General features: G+C 69.5%; 17 protein-coding genes and 1 pseudogene. 5 read left to right on the top strand and 13 right to left on the bottom strand.

Annotation, left to right across the window (positions count from 1 at the left end; all coding sequences use genetic code 11):
* The coding region (locus ABT186_RS38725) for a LysR family transcriptional regulator (RefSeq protein ID WP_351929089.1) at positions 1 to 246 on the bottom strand (246 nt) is incomplete at its 3' end.
* Between the two features lie 53 nt (positions 247 to 299).
* Between ABT186_RS38725 and ABT186_RS38720 the strand changes: the two genes are divergently transcribed.
* Positions 300 to 947, top strand: a complete 648-nt coding sequence (locus ABT186_RS38720) for a LysE family translocator (protein ID WP_351233800.1) — start codon at positions 300 to 302, stop codon at positions 945 to 947.
* Between the two features lie 31 nt (positions 948 to 978).
* Here the strand turns inward: ABT186_RS38720 and ABT186_RS38715 are convergent, their stop codons facing one another.
* Positions 979 to 2,103 carry a winged helix DNA-binding domain-containing protein gene (locus ABT186_RS38715; protein WP_351929087.1) on the bottom strand — a complete coding sequence of 375 codons (1,125 nt, stop codon included), beginning with the start codon at positions 2,101 to 2,103 and terminating at the stop codon, positions 979 to 981.
* Positions 2,104 to 2,250: 147 nt separating this feature from the next.
* Here ABT186_RS38715 and ABT186_RS38710 point away from each other — a divergent pair, with 147 nt between their 5' ends.
* Entirely contained in the window at positions 2,251 to 3,408 is a 1,158-nt protein-coding gene (locus ABT186_RS38710; RefSeq protein WP_351233804.1) for a magnesium and cobalt transport protein CorA, read from the top strand.
* A 61-nt stretch (positions 3,409 to 3,469) separates the two neighbouring features.
* Here ABT186_RS38710 and ABT186_RS38705 read toward each other — a convergent pair whose 3' ends face one another.
* Both ABT186_RS38705 and ABT186_RS38700 read right to left on the bottom strand, forming a co-directional pair.
* On the bottom strand, positions 3,470 to 3,631 hold the full coding sequence (locus ABT186_RS38705; protein WP_351929097.1) for a ferredoxin: 162 nt from the start codon (positions 3,629 to 3,631) through the stop codon (positions 3,470 to 3,472).
* A gap of 56 nt (positions 3,632 to 3,687) precedes the next feature.
* Positions 3,688 to 4,359, bottom strand: a pseudogene (locus tag ABT186_RS38700) (cytochrome P450); the annotation flags it as partial.
* A 430-nt stretch (positions 4,360 to 4,789) separates the two neighbouring features.
* Between ABT186_RS38700 and ABT186_RS38695 the strand changes: the two are divergent.
* Positions 4,790 to 6,760 (top strand): potassium transporter Kup, encoded by a 1,971-nt coding sequence (locus ABT186_RS38695; RefSeq protein WP_351233807.1) that lies wholly within the window; start codon positions 4,790 to 4,792, stop codon positions 6,758 to 6,760.
* A gap of 173 nt (positions 6,761 to 6,933) precedes the next feature.
* On the opposite strand, the gene ABT186_RS38690 is transcribed toward ABT186_RS38695, so the two are convergent.
* Positions 6,934 to 7,065, bottom strand: coding sequence for a hypothetical protein (locus tag ABT186_RS38690; protein ID WP_351233808.1), 132 nt, complete (start codon positions 7,063 to 7,065; stop codon positions 6,934 to 6,936).
* A 46-nt stretch (positions 7,066 to 7,111) separates the two neighbouring features.
* Here ABT186_RS38690 and ABT186_RS38685 point away from each other — a divergent pair, with 46 nt between their 5' ends.
* On the top strand, positions 7,112 to 7,495 hold the full coding sequence (locus ABT186_RS38685; protein ID WP_351929095.1) for a universal stress protein: 384 nt from the start codon (positions 7,112 to 7,114) through the stop codon (positions 7,493 to 7,495).
* Between the two features lie 66 nt (positions 7,496 to 7,561).
* Here the strand turns inward: ABT186_RS38685 and ABT186_RS38680 are convergent, their stop codons facing one another.
* From ABT186_RS38680 to ABT186_RS38650, 7 genes are all read right to left on the bottom strand, one after another.
* The gene (locus ABT186_RS38680) at positions 7,562 to 10,108 is read right to left on the bottom strand and encodes a DUF4118 domain-containing protein (protein WP_351233809.1); all 2,547 of its coding nucleotides are present in this window, start codon (positions 10,106 to 10,108) and stop codon (positions 7,562 to 7,564) included.
* A 2-nt stretch (positions 10,109 to 10,110) separates the two neighbouring features.
* Complete coding sequence (locus ABT186_RS38675; protein ID WP_351233811.1) at positions 10,111 to 10,794, bottom strand: response regulator; 684 nt, start codon at positions 10,792 to 10,794, stop codon at positions 10,111 to 10,113.
* Positions 10,795 to 10,936: 142 nt separating this feature from the next.
* Positions 10,937 to 11,602 carry a potassium-transporting ATPase subunit C gene (locus tag ABT186_RS38670; protein ID WP_351233813.1) on the bottom strand — a complete coding sequence of 222 codons (666 nt, stop codon included), beginning with the start codon at positions 11,600 to 11,602 and terminating at the stop codon, positions 10,937 to 10,939.
* Between the two features lie 5 nt (positions 11,603 to 11,607).
* Positions 11,608 to 13,701: a potassium-transporting ATPase subunit KdpB gene (kdpB, locus tag ABT186_RS38665; protein ID WP_351233815.1), complete on the bottom strand. Its 2,094-nt coding sequence runs from the start codon at positions 13,699 to 13,701 to the stop codon at positions 11,608 to 11,610.
* Positions 13,702 to 13,745: 44 nt separating this feature from the next.
* On the bottom strand, positions 13,746 to 15,407 hold the full coding sequence (gene kdpA / locus ABT186_RS38660) for a potassium-transporting ATPase subunit KdpA (protein ID WP_351929085.1): 1,662 nt from the start codon (positions 15,405 to 15,407) through the stop codon (positions 13,746 to 13,748).
* An 8-nt stretch (positions 15,408 to 15,415) separates the two neighbouring features.
* Positions 15,416 to 15,505 (bottom strand): K(+)-transporting ATPase subunit F, encoded by a 90-nt coding sequence (gene kdpF, locus ABT186_RS38655; RefSeq protein ID WP_009326374.1) that lies wholly within the window; start codon positions 15,503 to 15,505, stop codon positions 15,416 to 15,418.
* Positions 15,506 to 15,762: 257 nt separating this feature from the next.
* Positions 15,763 to 15,933: a hypothetical protein gene (locus ABT186_RS38650; protein ID WP_351233825.1), complete on the bottom strand. Its 171-nt coding sequence runs from the start codon at positions 15,931 to 15,933 to the stop codon at positions 15,763 to 15,765.
* A gap of 369 nt (positions 15,934 to 16,302) precedes the next feature.
* Between ABT186_RS38650 and ABT186_RS38645 the strand changes: the two genes are divergently transcribed.
* Positions 16,303 to 17,877: a Na+/H+ antiporter gene (locus tag ABT186_RS38645; protein ID WP_351233823.1), complete on the top strand. Its 1,575-nt coding sequence runs from the start codon at positions 16,303 to 16,305 to the stop codon at positions 17,875 to 17,877.
* 15 nt (positions 17,878 to 17,892) lie between these two features.
* Here ABT186_RS38645 and ABT186_RS38640 read toward each other — a convergent pair whose 3' ends face one another.
* Entirely contained in the window at positions 17,893 to 19,305 is a 1,413-nt protein-coding gene (locus ABT186_RS38640) for a GlnX family signal transduction membrane protein (RefSeq protein ID WP_351929083.1), read from the bottom strand.
* Between the last annotated feature and the right edge of the window lie 599 nt (positions 19,306 to 19,904).

Below are 19,904 nucleotides of genomic sequence, written 5' to 3'. Positions count from 1 at the left end.
CACCGCCGCGCGGGCCCGGTCCGCGGCGGCCAGCACGGCCCGTGCCTCGGGCAGCAGCCGTTCCCCCGCCGCCGTCAGCCGTACGTGCCGTGGCGAGCGGTCGAACAGCTGGGCGCCCAACTCACGCTCCAGCCGCTGTATCTGCTGGCTGACCGCGGACTGCACGATGTGCAGCCTCTCGGCCGCCCGCCCGAAGTGCAGCTCCTCGGCGACGGTCACGAAATAGCTGAGTTGCCGCAGTTCCATGGCGACGACTTTAGGGTGCGTGTTTCCCTTGACCCCGGATGGGAGTGATGACCATGGTGTCCACGGACCGTTTCCTGGCCTTCGCCGCCATGTCGCTGCTGGTGATCGTGATCCCGGGACCGAGCGTGCTGTTCGTGATCGGCCGCGCCCTGGCCCACGGCCGACGCACCGCCGTGGCGACCGCGATCGGCAATGTCTTCGGCTCGTATCTGCTGGTGGTGGCGGTCGCGATCGGCATCGGCTCGCTGGTCGAGCGCTCGGTGGCCGTCTACCTGGCGGTCAAGCTGGCGGGCGCGGCCTATCTGGTGTTCCTGGGTGTACAGGCGTTCCGGCACCGGAAGGAGTTGAAGGCGTCGGCGATCAGGACGCAGCCGACGGGCCCGGCGCGCGGCGATCTCCGTACGGTCCTGGACGGCGTCCTGGTCGGCGTGACCAACCCGAAGGGCGTCGTGTTCTTCGCGGCGGTGCTCCCCCAGTTCGTGAACCACTCGGCAGGACACGTACCGCTTCAGATGCTGCTCCTGGGCCTGATCCCGATCTCGATCGGCCTGATCACGGACACCCTGTGGGGGCTGACCGCCTCCGCGGCCCGCACCTGGTTCGCCCGCTCGGACCGCCGGCTGTCGCTGATCGGAGGCGCGGGCGGGTTCGCGATGATCGGGCTCGGGGTGACGGTGGCGGTGACGGGGCGGGCGGACTGAGACGGCGGTGTCGTACGACGACGGTGGACTTTCACGGTCGTACGACGGTCCCGAACCGGATGTCGCGAGCCGACCCCTTGTGCATCACACCGAGCATCCGCTCCCCCTCGGCGGTCACCTCGGCCCGCTGGGCCTTGGTGAGCGGACCGAAGGGCTCGATGACGAGCGCGTCCTCATCCAGCCGCCACACACCCGCCAGGAAGCCGTCGACGAGGAGAGTGCAATAGGCCTGGTTGCCCTGCCAGCTGCGGCCCTTGAGGTCGGCGGGAACGACCCGGGTGCGGTCGGCGTGGGAGAGAAGCAGGTTGTCGAACTCGGGCAGGAAGCGTGGCGGGGCCGGCGTGTCCGGGTCGGGACGAGGGGCGTCGGGAAGATCGAAGAGTTCGACGCCGCTTCGGTCGCGGAAGGTGACCAGCTCGGAGCGCAGTCGCTCGAAGACCTCGCGCAGCCGGGTCAGACCGGCCCAGGTCTGCATGTCCTTGACGGAGGCGGGCCCGAACGCGGCGAGGTAGCGCCGGACCGTGGTCTCCGGGGTGGGGGCCGACTCGGCGGGGCGGCCCAGCCAGTGCTCGGCAGTGGTGAGCGCGACCTGGCCGCTCCTGCCCCACAGACCGCGCGGGGTGACCTGGACGAGAGGCAGTCGGCAGCGGGCGGCGATGCCGAGGGCCTGGGGGTCGGCGTCCGGCCACTCCACGAGCAGGGCCTCACGCAACTGCTTCATCGTGCGCGGCTCGGTCTCGACGAGTTCACGGGCGAGCGCGGTGAGCCGGTCCAGGTCGACGCCGGAGAGACCCCTGCGGAAGAGGGTGAGCTCACGGTCCCGGGCGGGCTGCACCAGCGGCCGCAGGGTGAGGCAGTCGTCCGCGGTGTGGGTGTGGATGGTGGAACGCATGGTGACGATGCGGACAACCTCGCGGCCGGCCATGAGCCGCGAGAGGTGCTCCGGGGCGAAGCCCTCCAGACGGGCGGCGAGCGCGTAGTACGGGGGCTTGACGTTCTGCGCCTGGAGCCCGAGGAGGTGCTCGACGGCCGCCTCGGCGGACAGGGACGAGCGGCTCAGCAGCAGCTGACGGCCGAGGGTGGCGCGGTTGAGGGCGCGGGGATCGAGCACGCGGGTGGAGGCCGAGCGGCAGATACGGGGGCTCGTCGTCGTCATGTCCTGCACGCTATCCGGGCTTGCGGACACCTTCTGTCCGCAACTCTCACCGGATCCACGGGCTCACTCCGCACGACCGCGCCGTTTGCCCCGTATATCCTGCAACGTGATCACATGGACGTATGTTCACCACGGGAGGCAGCCGCCATGTCCGAGCGCCGTGCCCGCCCAGCCCAGAAAAGCGGCAGGAGGTCGGTCTGGCGCCGCGCCCTGACCCAGGCGCCGCCGCCCGCCAACCCCCCGCAGCCGCGCCCGGACCCCGAGCCCCCGGAACCGGCCGAGACGGGCAGCATCGTCCAGACGGCCCTGTACCGCGACGGCGTCCGCGTCTCGGTACCCGCGTCCCTGGCCGACACCTTCCGCGAGCTGCGCGACGAGCCGGACAATATGGCATGGATCGGCCTGGCCCGCCCCACGGAGGCCGAACTTCTCTCCCTGGCCGCCGAGTTCGACCTGCACCCGCTCGCGGTGGAGGACGCGATGGAGGCTCACCAGCGGCCGAAGCTGGAGCGCTACGGCGACACGCTGTTCGTCGTCCTGCGCGCCGCCCGCTATCTGGACGCGCCGGAGGAGGTCGACTTCAGCGAGCTGCACGTGTTCGTCGGCCCGGACTTCGTCATCACGGTCCGGCACGGCGAGGCCCCGGACCTGTCGGCCGTACGCCGTCGCATGGAGGAGTCGCCGGAGCTGCTGAAGCTGGGGCCGGAGGCGGTGCTGTACGCGATACTGGACGCGGTGGTCGACGGCTACGCCCCTGTGGTCGCCGGCGTGCAGAACGACATCGACGAGATCGAGACCGAGGTCTTCCGCGGCGACCCGGAGGTCTCCCGCCGTATCTACGAACTCTCCCGCGAAATGGTGGAGTTCCAGCGCGCCACCCGCCCCTTGGTGGGCATGCTGAACGGCCTGATGGCGGGCTTCGCGAAGTACGGCACGGACGAGGAACTCCAGCGCTATCTGCGCGACGTCGCCGACCACGTCACCCACACCAGCGAACGAGTCGACGGCTTCCGTCAGGCCCTGACGGACATCCTGACGGTCAACGCGACGCTGGTCACCCAGGAACAGAACGCGGAGATGCGGGCGCTGGCGGAGGCGGGTTTCGAACAGAACGAGGAGATCAAGAAGATCTCGTCGTGGGCGGCGATTCTGTTCGCTCCGACACTGGTCGGAACGATCTACGGAATGAACTTCACACACATGCCGGAGTTGCACTGGGGGTTCGGGTACCCCTTTGCGATCGGCTTGATGGGGGTGGTTTGCGTAAGTTTGTACCTCATCTTCAAACGGCGGGACTGGCTCTGAGCAATCGGCCCCCACCGACGCGCGGCGTGGGGTTCTCGGTCCGGGTGCGGTCGACCCGGCGTCAGGAGCCGCTGGATTCCGGCTCGTTGAGGGTGATCGCCCCGGAGGGGCAGACGCCGGCGGCCATCTGTGCGGCCGCGCGATGGGCGGTGGGCGGGTCGGCGTGCAGCAGGAGCACGCGGCCGTCGTCGGGATCCTGGTCGAAGACCTCGGGGGCGGTCAGGGCTCACATCCCGGCGCCGATGCAGCGCTCACGGTCGACGCGCAGGCGCGTCGTCCTCATGACTCCTCCTTGTCCCAGGTGACCGGGAGGCTCTTCACCCCGTAGATGTCCGCGGTCTCCGGGCGCAGGCCAACTTCTTCAGCCGGTACGGCCAGGCGCAGCGTGGGGAACCGGTCGACCAGCGCGCGGAACGCGACCCGCATCTCGACGCGGGCCAGCTGCTGACCCAGGCACTGGTGGATGCCGTGGCTGAAGGCCAGGTGCCCGCCCGCGTCCTGCCTCCGAAGGTCGAGCACGTGGGGGTCGGCGAAGCGCTCGGGGTCGCGGTTGGCGGTGTTGTACGACAGGACGACCGTCGTGCCGGCCTCGATGGTCCGGCCGCCCAGTTCGACGTCCTCGAGGGCCGTCCTCATGAACGTCTTGGCGACGCTCAGATACCTCAGCAGCTCCTCCACGGCCCCGTCGGTGAGCGCGGGGTCGGCGCGCAGCGCGGCCAGTTGCGCCGGGTTCTGCAGCAGCGCGAAGGTGCCAAGGGACAGCATGTTCGCGGTGGTGTCGAATCCGGCGGCCAGCAGAATCAGGCTGATCCCCTTCAGCTCCTCATCGGTCAGATCGCTGTCGGTGAGTTCGCTGAGCACGTCGTCGGTGGGGTTGGCGCGCTTGGCGGCCACCAGCTCCGCGAGGTACTCCTGGGTCGCGGTGTAGGCCGCAATCAGCTCCGGGGCTGACGGGGGTCGTCGACCGTGTGCTCGTGCTGGTCGCGGGCGGCTGACTGTCGACAAGATCGTCTGTCACCAGCTCAAGCGCGAACTCCTGGAGCTCAAGCGGACGGTGGTCCCTCTCGGCCGTCCCCTGAAGGTCCTCTTCGTCAATCCGCCACGCAGCCTCGACCACGCCAGGGATGCGGGGCCTCTGGGCGCAGCGCCCGCCCGGCCGGCACCGCGACCAGTGTTGGTGAGCGGCCTGTGCTCAAGGGCGGTTGGTCATCCCGCTCAGAGACAGTTGGCCACCGCGGTCTCGACGCCGCACAGTTCGGCAGCACGGAGACGCCGTTTGAGACGAAGCGGCCCCACCTGCCGGTATTCAAGCCGACGATCGGTATCGTCCGCCCCGATGCACGGGCCTGCACCACAGCGGCCCGCGAGGAGGAGGATCACCATGGCCGATCGCCGACACGGGACCGCGCCGGACGACGGATTCGTATCGCAGGCGCCGGACGCTCGTCGTGCGAGCGCGCATGACACGGTGCGCCTCGCGCTGGTGATCGGTGCTCTCGGCGTGGTCTTCGGCGACATCGGGACCAGCCCGATCTACACCCTCCAGACCGTGTTCAACCCGAGCGACCCGCACCCCGTCCCGGTCACCACACAGAACGTGTACGGGGTGGTGTCGCTGGTGTTCTGGTCGGTGGTGATCATCGTCCTGGTCACCTACGTGCTGCTGGCGATGCGCGCCGACAACGACGGCGAGGGCGGCATCATGGCACTGATCACCTTGCTGCGACGATGGAGCTCACAGCAGGGCCGGCGGGCTGTGGCCGTACTGGCCGCGCTGGGCATCTTCGGCGCGTCGCTGTTCTTCGGCGACAGCATGATCACTCCGGCGATCTCGGTACTGTCCGCGGTCGAGGGACTCAAGGTCGTCCAGCCGTCGCTGGACAGCGCGGTCGTGCCCATCACCGCGGTGATCATCGTGTTGCTGTTCCTGGTGCAGCGCCGGGGAACCGCGGCGGTGGGCCGGGTGTTCGGGCCCATCATGATCGCCTGGTTCGTGGCCATCGGCGCGTGCGGCATCGCCGGCATCGCCGACCACCCGGGCATCCTCAGGGCGCTGTCGCCGACCTACGCCCTGAGCTTTCTGTTCGGGCACTTCGGCACCGCCTTCTTCGCCCTGGCCGCGGTCGTGCTCGCGGTCACGGGCGCCGAGGCGCTCTACGCCGACATGGGGCACTTCGGCCGCCGGGCGATCACCCGCGCCTGGATGTTCCTCGTCTTCCCCGCCTGCATCCTGAGCTACCTGGGCCAGGGCGCGCTGATCCTCGCCGATCCGCACAACATCAGCAGCCCGTTCTTCCTGCTCACGCCCGACTGGGGACGGCTGCCGATGGTCGTGCTGGCCACGGCGGCCACGGTGATCGCCTCCCAGGCCGTGGTCACCGGCGCGTACTCGGTCACCTCCCAGGCCGCCCAGCTCGGCTACCTGCCGAGGCTGCGGATCGCGCACACCTCCGAATCCACCATCGGCCAGATCTACGTCCCCTGGATCAACTGGCTGCTGATGGTCTCGGTCCTCACCCTGGTCTTCGCCTTCCGCAGCTCCACGGCGCTGGCCTTCGCGTTCGGCATGGCGGTCACCGGCACCATCACCATCACCACCCTGCTGTTCTTCTACGTCGCCCGTGCGAAATGGGGCACGCCCGTGTGGCTGGTCGCCATCGGCGCAACCGTGCTCCTCTTCGTGGACCTGCTGTTCGTGGCGGCCAACCTGACCAAGCTCGTCCACGGGGCATGGCTGCCGCTGCTGATCGGCCTCACCGCGTTCACCGTCATGACGACCTGGCAACGCGGCCGCCAGATCGTCACCGCCGAGCGAGCGGAGCGCGAAGGTCCGCTGCCCGAGTTCATCGACGACCTCCGTACAGGGAAGGTGTCGACGCTGCGGATCCCCGGCACGGCCGTTTTCCTCAACCGGGGCAAGCAGACCACGCCCTTGGCCATGCGGGCCAACGTCGAGCACAACCACGTGCGGCACGACCAGGTCGTGATCCTGTCCATCGAGACCGAGCCCGTGCCCCGCGTCCCGACCGACCAGCGGATCGTCGTCGACGACCTCGGCTACACCGACGACGGGATCATCCACGTCACCGCCCGGTTCGGCTACATGGAGACACCGGACGTGCCCGGCACACTGGCGATGCTCGACCCGGCCCAGACCGAAGGACCGTTGCAGCTCGACCAGGCGTCCTACTTCCTGTCGAAGATCGAGATCCGGTGCGGGAAAGCGCCGACGATGGCGACCTGGCGCAAGCGGCTGTTCATCGCCACCTCCTACATCACGGCCGACGCCGCCGAGTACTTCGGCCTCCCCCGCGACCGCACCGTCATCATGGGCTCGCACATCGAGGTGTAGGCCCGCCAGGCAGCGAGGGCGTACGATCGGCAAGCCCGTACCGGGTACGCGCACGCAGCCCTGGAAGTGCTCGTGAGGAGTGGCGTTTCCTCTTCCGCCTCATGCCTGTTTCCTGTGGGACCGTAGCCTTCGCAGTGTTGGCCGCTGCTATGGCCGTGCGTGAGGTCCGTCGATCAGGTTTCGTCGTGGCACCAAGCGACACCGCAGTCCAGGCCGTCCTTCAGCACGGCCACCGGGAGCATGTCCGCCTTGAACCGAGCCGCCGAGGAGGCCCGGCAAAGACGCGCCGAGCTGTGGGCGGTCATGGCCCGGGAGCCACCCGGCGGCGATGGTCCGGCCTGACGGTCCGCGATCCGTGAAGGGCTGCTCGAGGAGTGGCGGACCATCGCGCAGCGGAAGCTGCTGACCGCCCTCGTCGACGCCTTCGCCGCAGAGGGTCCGAGGGTGCCGCTGCGCATCCTGACGGCACGAGGTCCTGCCGGCCGGAGTCTGGTGGGGATCGCCGACCGCGACGACGACCTGCTCGTCGTCGGCGCCGGACGGCGCAGCCGGTTGCGCCGCTTCTTCTCACCGTCGGTGGGCCGCTACTGCGTGGCCCCCGCCAACTGCCCCGTTCTCACGGTTCCACCGTCCCCGCCGGCTGCCGACGTGACCGCGCTGAGCGGCCTCCGGGGATGCGGACTGCGTGCGGAGATGCGGCAGCTGGCCAAGGGGGCCATGCGGCCGACTACCTGATCCCGCTTCAGGTCCTGCGGGCATGTACGGGAGGGGAGTCTCAACCGTCTACGTCTACGTCTACGTCTACGTGCTCGCTGTCGCGGACACTCCCGACTCAACCGGAGCAGGGACGGCCCCGGCCATCGGCAGGCTGAGCACCATCGTGAGGCCGCCGCCAGGCGTGTCCTCCGCGTTCAGAGTGCCGCCCATGGCCTCGGTGAAGCCACGTGCCACCGCGAGGCCCAGGCCGACGCCCGCGCCGCGCGGGGAGTCGCCGTAACGCTGGAAGGGCTCGAAGATGCGTTCCTTGGCCTCGTCCGGCACACCAGGGCCGCGGTCGACGACCCGTACCTCCACGCGGTCGGCGATGGCGCTCGCCGACACGAGAACCTTCTCGTCATGCGGGCTGTACTTGACCGCGTTCTCGACGACGTTGGCCACGGCTCGTTCCAGCAGTCCCCTGTCGACGTCCACCATGGGCAGCGTCTCCGGGACGTCCAGCTCCACGCTGTCCTCCGGTACACCGCCGAGTGCCATCGGCACGACCTCGTCGAGGTCGGTCTCGCGGATGATCGGGGTCACGGTGCCGGTCTGCAGCCGGGACATGTCCAGCAGATTGCCCACCAGGTGATCCAAGCGGTCGGCGCCCTCCTCGATGGCCGCCAGGAGCTCCGCCCGGTCCTCCTCCGACCACTCGACGTCGTCCGAGCGCAGGGACGTCACCGCGGCCTTGATGCCGGCAAGCGGAGTGCGCAGGTCGTGGCTGACGGCGGCGAGCAGGGCCGTGCGGATGCGGTTGCCCTCGGCCAGTTCCTTGGCCTGGTCGGCCTCCTGCTTCAGGCGCTGGCGATCCAGGACGACAGCGGCCTGGGCGGCGAAGGCGGCCAGGACCCGGCGGTCCTCGGCCCGCAGGACGCGGCCGGACAGGGCCAGGGCCATGTGGTCACCGACGGATACGTCGACGTCCGCGTCGTCGGGGGTGGCGCAGGGCCGGGGGCCCACGCTGCCGGCACAGGTCCACGGATCCACGTCGCTCTGCCGCTCCAGCAGCGCCACCGACTCCATGCCGAATGTCTCGCGGACCCGGTCCAGGAGGGCCTCCAGGCTGGTCTCACCGCGCAGTACGTTGCCGGCGAGGAAGGAGAGTATCTCCGACTCCGCACGCAGCCGCGCGGCCTGGTGGGTACGGCGCGCGGCCAGGTCGACGACGGAGGCGACCGACACAGCGACACCGACGAAGATCGCGATGGCGACGATGTTCTTCGGGTCGGCGATGGTCAGGGTGTGGACGGGCGGGGTGAAGTACCAGTTGAGCAGCAAGGACCCCACCACGGCGGAGGCCAGGGCGGGGAAGAGCCCGCCGAGCAGGGCCGCCGCCACCGTCATCGTCAGGAACAGCAGCATGTCGTTGGCGAGCCCCACGTCCGGGAAGACGCTGCTCAGCAGCCAGGTGAGCAGCACGGTCCCGCCGATGCCGACCAGCCAGCCCCAGACGATCCGGGACCGGCCCAGCCGTGCGCCCCGGGCGACCGGCAGCCCGCGTCCCTTGCCCGCCTCGTCGTGGGTGATGAGGTGGACGTCCAGGTCCGGCCCCGACTCCCGGGCAACCGTGGCGCCGACACCGGGGCCGAAGACGTACTGCCAGCCCTTGCGGCGGGAGACGCCGAGGACGATCTGGGTGGCGTTCACCCCGCGCGCGAAGTCGAGCAGCGCGGCCGGGACGTCGTCGCCGACGACGTGGTGGAAGGTGCCGCCGAGGTCCTCCACGAGGGTGCGCTGGACGGCCAGTTCTTTGGGGGAGGCGGCGGTGAGGCCGTCGCTGCGGGAGATGTAGACGGCCAGCACCTCTCCGCCCGCGCCCTTCTCCGCGAGGCGTGCGGCTCGGCGGATCAGCGTGCGGCCCTCGGGTCCGCCGGTCAGCCCGACCACGATCCGCTCGCGGGAGCCCCAGATGGTGGAGACGCGGTGCTCGCTGCGGTACTCGGTGAGGTAGGCGTCGACCCGGTCGGCCACCCACAGCAGCGCCAGCTCGCGCAGCGCGGTGAGGTTGCCGGGCCGGAAGTAGTTGGACAGGGCTGCGTCGACCTTGTCCGGCTTGTAGATGTTGCCGTGTGCCATGCGGCGGCGCAGCGCCTCCGGGGACATGTCGACGAGCTCGATCTGGTCGGCGCGGCGCACGACCTCGTCGGGTACGGTCTCGCGCTGCCGTACCCCCGTTATCGACTCCACCACGTCGCCCAGCGACTCCAGGTGCTGGATGTTGACCGTGGAGATGACGTCGATGCCGGCCGCCAGCAGTTCCTCGACGTCCTGCCACCGCTTGGCGTTGCGGGAGCCGGGGACGTTGGTGTGGGCCAGTTCGTCGACGAGCGCCACTTCGGGACGCCGGGTCAGCACCGCGTCGACGTCCATCTCGGTGAAGACACCGCCCCGGTACTCGATCTCCTTGCGCGGGACCTGTTCCAGGCCGTGGAGCATCACCTCGGTGCGCGGCCTGTGGTGGTGCTCCACGAATGCGACGGCACAGTCCGTGCCCCGCTCCACCCGGCGGTGCGCCTCGGACATCATGGCGTAGGTTTTACCGACGCCGGGGGCTGCGCCGAGATAGATCCGAAGCTTGCCGCGTGCCATGTTCACCCTTCGAACCGGTAACCCATGCCGGGCTCGGTGATCAGATAGCGGGGATGGGAGGGGTCGGTTTCCAGTTTGCGTCGCAGCTGAGCCATGTAGACGCGCAGGTAGTTGGTCTTGTTGGCCTGGGAGACGCCCCACACCTCCTGCAGGAGGTACTTCTGCGTGATGAGCCGTCCGGGGTTGGTGACCAGGATCTCCAGCAGGTGCCATTCGGTCGGGGTGAGACGGATGTCCCGACCGTCCCGGACGACTTTCCTGGCGAGCAGATCGATGGTGAAGTCGTCGGTCCTGACGTGCGTCGTCCCGGGCGCGAGCGGCGCCTCTTCGGTGCGACGTACGGCGGCCCGGAGCCGGGCCAGCAGCTCGTCCATGCTGAACGGCTTGGTGACGTAGTCGTCGGCCCCCGCGTCGAGTGCGGCGACCTTCTCGTCGGACGCCTGGCGGGCGGACAGGACCAGGATCGGCACGCGGGTCCAGCCGCGCAGGGCCTTGATCACATCGGTGCCGTCCATGTCGGGCAGTCCGAGGTCGAGCATCACCACGTCCGGCCGGCGTACGGCAGCCAGGCGCAGCGCGGTGGCACCGTCGGGCGCCGCGTCGACACCGTACTGGCGGGCCTGCAAGTTGATCACGAGGGCGCGTACGAGCTGCGGGTCGTCCTCAACCACGAGCACCCGGGTCATGGGGGTGTGCCCTTCCTGTCGTACGTCGCGCCATGAGCACCGGACACACGGCGACCGTCGTCATGACGGCGGGAGTTGACGGAGCCAGGATCCCTCCCGGCCCGCCAACTCCCGCACGGATTGTCGGGTAACGCCATCAGCCCTACTTCGCCACGAGGTTCTTGAGCGCGATGTTGAGCTCGAGGACGTTCACGCGGGGCTCGCCCATGAAGCCGAGGGTGCGGCCCTGGGTGTGGTCCTTGACCAGCTTGTCCACCTGGCCGACGGTCAGGCCGTTCTTCGCCGCGACCCGGTGGACCTGGAGCTGCGCGTACTGCGGGGAGATGTCCGGGTCCAGCCCGGAACCGGAGGAGGTCACCGCATCCGCGGGCACCTCCAGGGCCGTGACCGTGTAGCCGGGCACCGAGTTGTCCTTGATGACCGCGGCCTTCGCGTCCTGGACCTGCTTGACCAGCACCTTGCTGTCGGCGGCGAGGTTGGTGGCACCGGACAACAGCAGCTTGTACTGGGTGTTCACGCTGTTGGCGCCGAGGCCGTTGGCCGGACGGCCCTGGAACCACTTCAGATCCGCGTCCGGGGTCTGCTGCCCCTTCTTCAGCGGCAGGTTGTACGCCTGCCCGATCAACGACGAGCCGACAACCTTGCCGTCCGCCTTGATCTCCGAGCCGTTCGCCTTGTTGCTGAACAGTGCCTGGGCGATGCCGGTGACGACCAGCGGGTAGATGACGCCCGTCACCAGGGTCAGCACGAGCAGGGCGCGCAGGCCCGCCCCGAGCAACCGGGCGGTGTTCTTGACCGAGTTGTTCATGGCGATCAGCCGATTCCGGGGATGAGGGAGATGAGCATGTCGATGATCTTGATGCCGATGAAGGGAGCGATCAGGCCGCCGATGCCGTAGATCCCGAGGTTGCGCCGCAGCATCCTGTCCGCGCTCACCGGCCGGTACTGCACGCCCTTCAGGGACAGCGGCACCAGCGCGATGATGATCAGCGCGTTGAAGATGACCGCGGACAGGATCGCCGAGTCCGGCGAGGACAGCTGCATGATGTTCAGCTTGTCCAGGCCCGGGTAGACCGCCGCGAACAGCGCCGGGATGATCGCGAAGTACTTCGCGACGTCGTTGGCGATGGAGAACGTCGTCAACGCGCCGCGGGTGATGAGGAGTTGCTTGCCGATCTCGACGATCTCGATGAGCTTGGTCGGGTTGGAGTCGAGGTCGACCATGTTGCCGGCCTCCTTGGCGGCCGACGTGCCCGTGTTCATCGCCACCCCGACGTCCGCCTGCGCCAGCGCCGGGGCGTCGTTGGTGCCGTCACCGGTCATCGCGACCAGCTTGCCGCCCGCCTGCTCCCGCTTGATGAGGGCCATCTTGTCCTCGGGAGTTGCCTCCGCGAGGAAATCGTCGACGCCCGCCTCCTCCGCGATCGCCTTCGCGGTCAGCGGGTTGTCACCCGTGATCATGACAGTCTTGATGCCCATGCGGCGCAGTTCCTCGAACCGCTCCCGCATGCCGTCCTTGACGACGTCCTTGAGGTGGATGACACCCAGCACCCGGGCGCCCTTGTCGTCCTCGATCGCCACGAGCAGCGGGGTGCCACCGGCTTCAGAGATACGGTTCGCGGTCGTGTCGGCGTCCTGGGCGACGGTGCCTCCGCGCTCCTTGACCCAGGCGATGACCGAACCGGCCGCACCCTTGCGGATCTTCCTGCCGTCGACGTCCACGCCGGACATGCGGGTCTGGGCGGTGAAGGCGATCCACTCGGCACCGGCCAGCTCGCCCTGGTGCCGCTCGCGCAGCCCGTACTCCTCCTTGGCGAGTACGACGATCGAGCGGCCCTCCGGGGTCTCGTCGGCCAGCGAGGACAGCTGGGCGGCATCCGCCACCTCGGCCTCCGTGGTGCCGCGCACCGGCACGAACTCGGCCGCCTGCCGGTTGCCGAGCGTGATGGTGCCGGTCTTGTCCAGCAGCAGGGTGGAGACGTCACCGGCAGCCTCGACCGCACGGCCCGACATCGCCAGCACGTTGCGCTGCACCAGCCGGTCCATGCCCGCGATGCCGATCGCCGACAGCAGCGCACCGATCGTCGTCGGGATCAGGCACACCAGCAGGGCCACCAGGACAACCATCGTCAGGTGCGTGCCCGCATAGGTCGCGAACGGCGGCAGGGTCGCCACCGCGAGCAGGAAGACGATCGTCAGCGACGCCAGCAGGATGTTCAGCGCGATCTCGTTCGGCGTCTTCTGCCGCGCCGCGCCCTCGACCAGGCTGATCATCCGGTCGATGAAGGTCTCACCCGGCTTCGTCGTGATCTTGATGACGATCCGGTCGGACAGCACCTTCGTGCCACCGGTGACGGCTGAGCGGTCACCGCCGGACTCACGGATGACCGGAGCCGACTCGCCGGTGATCGCCGACTCGTCGACCGAAGCGACACCCTCGATGACGTCACCGTCGCCGGGGATGATGTCGCCGGCCTCGCACACGACCAGGTCACCGATCTTCAGGTCGGTGCCGGGCACCTGCTCCTCGGTGTCGCCCACGAGTCGCCTGGCCACGGTGTCGGTCTTGGCCTTGCGCAGGGTGTCCGCCTGGGCCTTGCCGCGGCCTTCGGCGACGGCCTCCGCCAGATTGGCGAAGATCACCGTCAGCCACAGCCAGGCGCTGATCGCCCAGCCGAACCAGTCGCCCGGGGTCTTGAAGGAGAAGACGGTGGTCAACACGGAGCCGATCCACACCACGAACATCACGGGCGACTTGACCATCACCCGCGGGTCGAGCTTACGGAAGGCGTCCGGCAGCGACTTGACCAACTGCTTGGGGTCGAAGAGGCCCGCACCGACACGGCTCTCAGGAGCCTTGTGACCGGTCGGCGCGTCCTGGTGGGGCGCAAGCGTGGGAGTGGACATGGAGTCCTGCTTCTTTACGTCGGTTTTCTGAGCGTTGGTCGTCATCACGCCAACCCCTCGGCCAGCGGGCCCAGCGCAAGGGCCGGGAAGTAGGTCAGACCGGTGATGATCAGGATCGCGCCCACCAGGAGGCCCGTGAACAGCGGCTTTTCGGTGCGCAGGGTGCCCGCGGTGACCGGCACCGGCTTCTGCTCGGCGAGCGAGCCGGCCAGGGCGAGGACGAACACCATCGGCAGGAAGCGGCCGAGCAGCATCGCGAACCCGGTCATCGTGTTGTACCAGTCGGTGTTCGCGTTCAGGCCGGCGAAGGCCGAGCCGTTGTTGTTCGCGGCGGAGGTGAAGGCGTACAGGACTTCGGAGAATCCGTGCGCGCCGGAGTTGAGCATCGAGTGCGGCGGGGTCGGCAGCGCCATCGAGACGGCAGTGAAGACCAGCACCAGCGCCGGGGTGATCAGAATGTAGATCGCAGCCAGCTTGATCTCGCGGGCACCGATCTTCTTCCCCAGGTACTCGGGGGTGCGGCCGACCATGAGACCGGCGATGAACACCGCAATCACGGCCATGATCAGGATGCCGTAGAGGCCGGAGCCGGTACCACCCGGCGCGATCTCACCCAGCATCATGCTCAGCATCGCGATACCGCCGCCCAGCCCCGTGAACGAGGAGTGGAACGAGTCCACCGCACCCGTCGACGTCAGCGTCGTCGACACCGCGAAGATCGACGAGGAGCCCACACCGAAACGGACCTCCTTGCCCTCCATCGCCCCGCCCGCCAGCTGCAGCGCCGGGCCGTGGTGGGCGAACTCCGTCCACATCATCAGGGCGACGAACCCGACCCAGATCGAGGCCATGGTCGCGAGGATCGCGTAGCCCTGCTTCACGCTCCCGACCATGACGCCGAACGTGCGGGTCAGCGAGAACGGGATCACCAGGAGCAGGAAGATCTCGAAGAGGTTGGTGAAGGGGGTGGGGTTCTCGAAGGGGTGGGCGCTGTTGGCGTTGAAGTAGCCACCGCCGTTGGTGCCGAACTCCTTGATGGCCTCCTGCGAGGCGACCGCGCCACCGTTCCACTGCTGCGAGCCGCCCATGAACTGGCCGACCTCGTGGATGCCGGAGAAGTTCTGGATCGCGCCGCACGCCACCAGCACCACGGCGGCGACGGCCGCGCCCGGCACCAGGATGCGGATCGTGCCGCGCACCAGGTCGGACCAGAAGTTGCCCAGCTCACCCGTACGAGACCGGGCGAAGCCGCGCACCAGCGCCACCGCGACGGCAATACCCACCGCGGCGGACACGAAGTTCTGCACGGCAAGCCCGGCGGTCTGCACGACATGGCCCATGGCCTGCTCGCCGTAGTACGACTGCCAGTTCGTGTTCGTCACGAACGACGCCGCGGTGTTGAACGCCTGCGCGGGGTCGATGGCCTTGAAGCCCATCGACAGCGGCAGGACGCCCTGGATCCGCTGGAGCAGGTAGAGGAAGAGGACGCTGACCGCGGAGAAGGCCAGCACCCCGCGCAGGTACGCGGGCCAGCGCATCTCCGCGTCCGGGTTGGCACCGATGCCCTTGTAGATCCACTTCTCGACACGCAGGTGCTTGTCGGAGGAGAAGACCTTGGCCATGTAGTTGCCAAGGGGAATGTAGGCGAGCGCCAGAGCGCCTATCAGGGCGAGCAGCTGGAGCACGCCGGCAAGTACGGGACCCATATCTGCTCTCAGAACCTCTCCGGGAAGATCAGGGCGAGGACGAGATAGCCCAGCAGGGCGACGGCCACGACCAGGCCGACGACGTTCTCGGCGGTCACAGCTTCGTCACCCCCTTGGCGACGAGGGCCACCAGCGCGAAGGCCGCAAGCGTGGCGATGACGAAGGCCAGATCGGCCATCGCGAACTCCTGGGATCAGGCTCGGGAGAAACGGACGGTTAGAGGAAAGCGCGTCGCTGGCCGGATTCGGTCGTTCGTTGACGGCTCCCATACGGCGGCCCCGGCACCTTTGACGGGACTCTTACGGCCACTGCTAGTTACCGATGGGTAGGCCGCTGTGACAGTCGGTGACCTGCCTCACAGCAGCCGGAAGCGTAGTCTGCAGATCACCGCGTCCGTCTCCCGGCGCACCGCGTGCGCAACGATCGCTCCGCGCGGGGGTACCCCCAGCCACAGCCGCTCCGGCTCTGTCTCCGGGTCCGTACGGACCTGCTGGTGTCCGTCCGCTGCCTGGACGGTGTCTCCCAACGGCTCGTACTGCGGGACGCGCTCGGCGACCGAGTGCAGAGCGACCCGGAAGTCCTGGTGCGCACCCCGGCTGTGGCACCGGCTGGACGAGGGCGCCCAGAAGGCAGCGGCAGGCGGCTCGCTGCTGTGCGGCCTGGAGCGGGGGTACGGGGCCGGGACCGGGGCTGAGCATGAAGCGGCCGAGGGAGCGGCCGTTGCCGTAGGCCCTTAGCTCGATCTCGCCCTCGGGCCAGCCGGTGGCGTCCACGTTCCACGGGCGGCGGCCGACCGTCACTCCGCCGAGCAGGTCGGTCAGTTCGCGGCGCACGTGCCGGGAAGTCTGGTCGGCGAGGAGCCAGGGTGGCTCCGTTCGAGGCTCGGAGGGACGGCATGCGCGGCGTAGGGACGGTTCTCGCTCTCGTCATACTCGCCACTGTCGTGGCGACCTTCGCCCGCCGGTGGCGCATCCCCGCACCCTCCCTGCTCGTCGTCGCCGGGCTGATCGTGGCCCTGCTGCCGGGCACCCCGCAGATCGAGATCAGCCCGAAGATCATCGGGCTCGTCGTGCTGCCGCCGCTGCTGTACGCCAGCGCCGAGGACATGCCCTGGCGCGAGCTGCGCGCGGTGTGGAAACCGGTCGGGATCCTCGCCATCGGCCTGGTCCTGGCATCGGCCGCAGCGGTCGGCTGGGTGGCCTCGCTGGTGACACCCCTGTCCTGGCAGATGGCGTTCGTGCTGGGCGCGGTCCTGGCCAGCACCGACCCGGTGGCCGTCACCGCACTCGGCCGCCGCCTGGCGCTTCCGCCGAAGATGCAGGTCCTCGTCCAGGCGGAGAGCCTTTTCAACGACGCGACCTCGCTGGTGCTCGTCCGTGTGGCGGCGAGCATCGCGGTGGCCGCCGCGGCCGCCGACTGGGGCGCGGCAGGCGGCGAGTTCCTGGTGCTCGCGGGCGGCGGCACGCTCATCGGCGCGGCGGTGGCCGCCGCGGTGGCGCTGATCCGGCGGCGCACCGAGGACCCGGTCCTGGAGACAGTGATCTCGCTGGTCACGCCGTACGCGGCCTATGTCCTGGCCGAGGCGGCGCACACGTCCGGCATCACCTCCGTCGTGGTCGCGGGCGTGGTGCTGGGCGGGCGCGGCGACCGGCTCACCAACGCGCGCATACGGATCCAACTGCACTCCGTGTACGGCACGGTGGTGTTCCTGCTGGAGAGCGTGGTCTTCTCGCTGATCGGCCTGGCGCTGCCGGCTCAGGTACGCGCCCTTTCCGATGGCGACCGGGCATGGCCGCTCTACGCCCTCGCCGTCGCCGTCACATTGATCGCCGTACGGCTGCTGTGGCTGGCGCCGCTGTCGGCGGTGGTGCAGCGCAAAGGCGGCATCCAGCGTTTGAACTGGCGGGTCCCCCTCGTCCTGACCTGGGCGGGCACCCGCGGCGTCATGCCGCTGGCCGCCGCGCTGTCCATCCCGGAGACGACGAAGAGCGGCGCCGCACTGGCGGACCGCCCCTTGGTCCTCGTGCTGACCACGTCGGTCGTGGTCGTCACTCTCGTCGGCCAGGGCTTCACCCTCGCGCCCGTCGTCCGCCGCTCCGGCATCGCCCTCGAACCCGATCACACCGACCGCGAAGAGGCCGAGGCCCGCTCCCGACTGGCCCACGCCGGACTCGCCCGCCTGGAGGAACTCGCGGAGCTGGAGGCCGCACCGGATGTCGTCCTCGACCGGCTCCGCCGCGCCCTCAACGCCCGCCTCGACGACGCCCGCGACCGTCTCGCCGAGGGCAACGGCAGCCCGCCTCCGGGCGAATCCGCCGACCTGGTCCACCGTCAGCTGCGCCGCGACCTCATCGCCGTAGAGACCGCCGAACTCCAGCGTCTGTACGACGAACACCGGATCAGCGACACCACTCGCCGCCGGCTCCAACGGTCCCTGGACCTGGAGGAGGCCCGCCTGGCGGACGCCTGAGCCGCGCCACTGCCGTCACCGGAACTCCGTCAGCCGGGGCCGCAGTCCGAGCCCGGTCAGGATCACTGCCGCGAGCAACAAGCCGCCCGCCCAGGGAAGCAGCCCGGTCACCGCCGAACGGCCCTGGTGGACGGACGCCGTGAAGTGGGCGCGGTTGATGTCCGTCACCTTGCCGAGGGCAGCCATCCACGCCCCGAAGTGGGCGTTGGAGGTGCCCGGCTTCCAGTCCATGCAGAACTCCACCGCCTCGCGGTCCTTACCCGCCGCCAGCAACGCGCGAACCTTCCGGTCGTCGCGCTGGTAGACGGCGTACGCCCGGACCGTCTTCTCGGCCGCGTCCCGTTCCCCGGGGAAGGTGACGTTGTCGAGCTCGCGCCGGAACTCGCCCGTGAAGCGCAGATCGCCATGGTCCGACTCGTACGCCTGCCAGGTGGTGGCGAGTTCCGCGTCGTACGTCGACAGGGTGGCGCCCTTCAGACCGTACAACTCCTGGGACTTGGCCAGGAAGGAGTCGGCGTACTGGCCGCGCCGCGCCGGGTCGAGCAGGTAGCGGCTCTCGTCGGCGTTGGCGTCGTAGGCGATGGCTCGGGCGCGGGAGAGCGCGACGACGGAGTCGAAGGCGTCGCGCCGGGCGCCGCGCAGGTGGTCGGCGGTGGCGGACAGCGACTGTGCGCCAAGGATCACGGCAAGCAGGGTGCAGCAGGTCGCGGCCAGCACGCCGGGGTTGAGGATGCGCCGGAAGCGGCGGGCCAGGTACCACTGCAGGATGCCGAGCACAGCAAGCAGGAGGACACCGAGCGCGATGACCGCCACCAGCTGGGCGGAGAGTGTGGAGCGGGCCGAGGTGTACTCCGCGTCGAATGCCGCGTCGTTGGAGGACACCAACTTCCGTGCACCGGGCAGCAGTCGCTGCTGCAGCAGGTCCGTGGCACGACGGTAGTCGACGAGTGCGGCCGACTTGCCGCCGCGGTGGCCGTCGTTCTCCAGGGCCCGGCCGATCAGTTCCTGGTACTCGGCGAAGTCGTCCGTGAGTGACTCCACCGTTTTCTCGTCGGCCTGGTCGCCCTGCGCCGCGACGGCAAGCGTACGCAGGTCGTGGCCGATCTCGTGCCGGGCGTCGCCGTAGAGGCCGACCGCCTTCTCGTACGGGGTCTGCAACCGCCCGTTGCCCGCATCGCCGCTGGACAACAGCGTGTTGGCGGCCTGGGCGTCCATGTCGTTCAGGGCGAGGTTGAGATCGGCCGCGCTGGTGGTCCGAGGTGCTTCGCGGTCTGCCACACTGCCCCAGGTGCCCGCGGCGGCGAGCCCGGCCACCAGCAGCATCACGGCCAGGGCGGCGGAGAGCAGCACCGTGGCCGCGCGCAGAAGGCGCAGCCGCGCGGGCACCGTGGCCCAGAAGCGGCGGCGCAGAGCGGCCCGCGCGGCCACGGCCTGCCGACGGAGGTGTTGCCCCGCCTCCCTCGTCCGCGTTCCCCCTCCGGACCGCGGACGAGGGCGGCCTCCGGACGGGACGACCACTGCCGGGTGCGGCTGTACGCCGGCCTCCGCCTGAGGTCTCCGCGATGTCCCGGCCGTGATACTCACGGTCCCTCCCACGTCACACCACGGACGGTCGCCCGTCCCCCCGTTTTGGCGATCAGTCTGCGCCGGGATCCGGCCACCAGCGTGGTGCATTGACGCGCCCCTGATGGTTTCCCAGGTTTGTTTGACGGGACTTTGACGACCACCGGGACGCGCCCCGTATGAATGCCGCAAATTCCTTGCCTCGGCACGCTGTTCGGGCAGTCGGCCGGGCTGGATTCCTTCTCGGCCGCCGATGGGCCGCGGACGTCAGCGGCGCCTACGACCCCGCAGTCCCTGCTCCGAAACGAGGCGAGGCGGTCCGGTGCCTGTCCGAAGGGACACGGTACCCGCGCACGGCGTCAGTCGTCGTCCCGTGCCGACGTCTGTGCGCCACCGTGCGGTGCCGGGGCCCCCGCCCCCCCCAGACCCCCCCCCCCCCGGACCGGGAGGGCGCCGGGGCGCCC

The sequence above is a fragment of the Streptomyces sp. NPDC001634 genome (assembly GCF_040298185.1).
Classification (GTDB): Bacteria; Actinomycetota; Actinomycetes; order Streptomycetales; family Streptomycetaceae; genus Streptomyces.
Note: the sequence above shows the minus strand (reverse complement) of the source record. Positions and strands in the feature narration are given on the sequence as shown.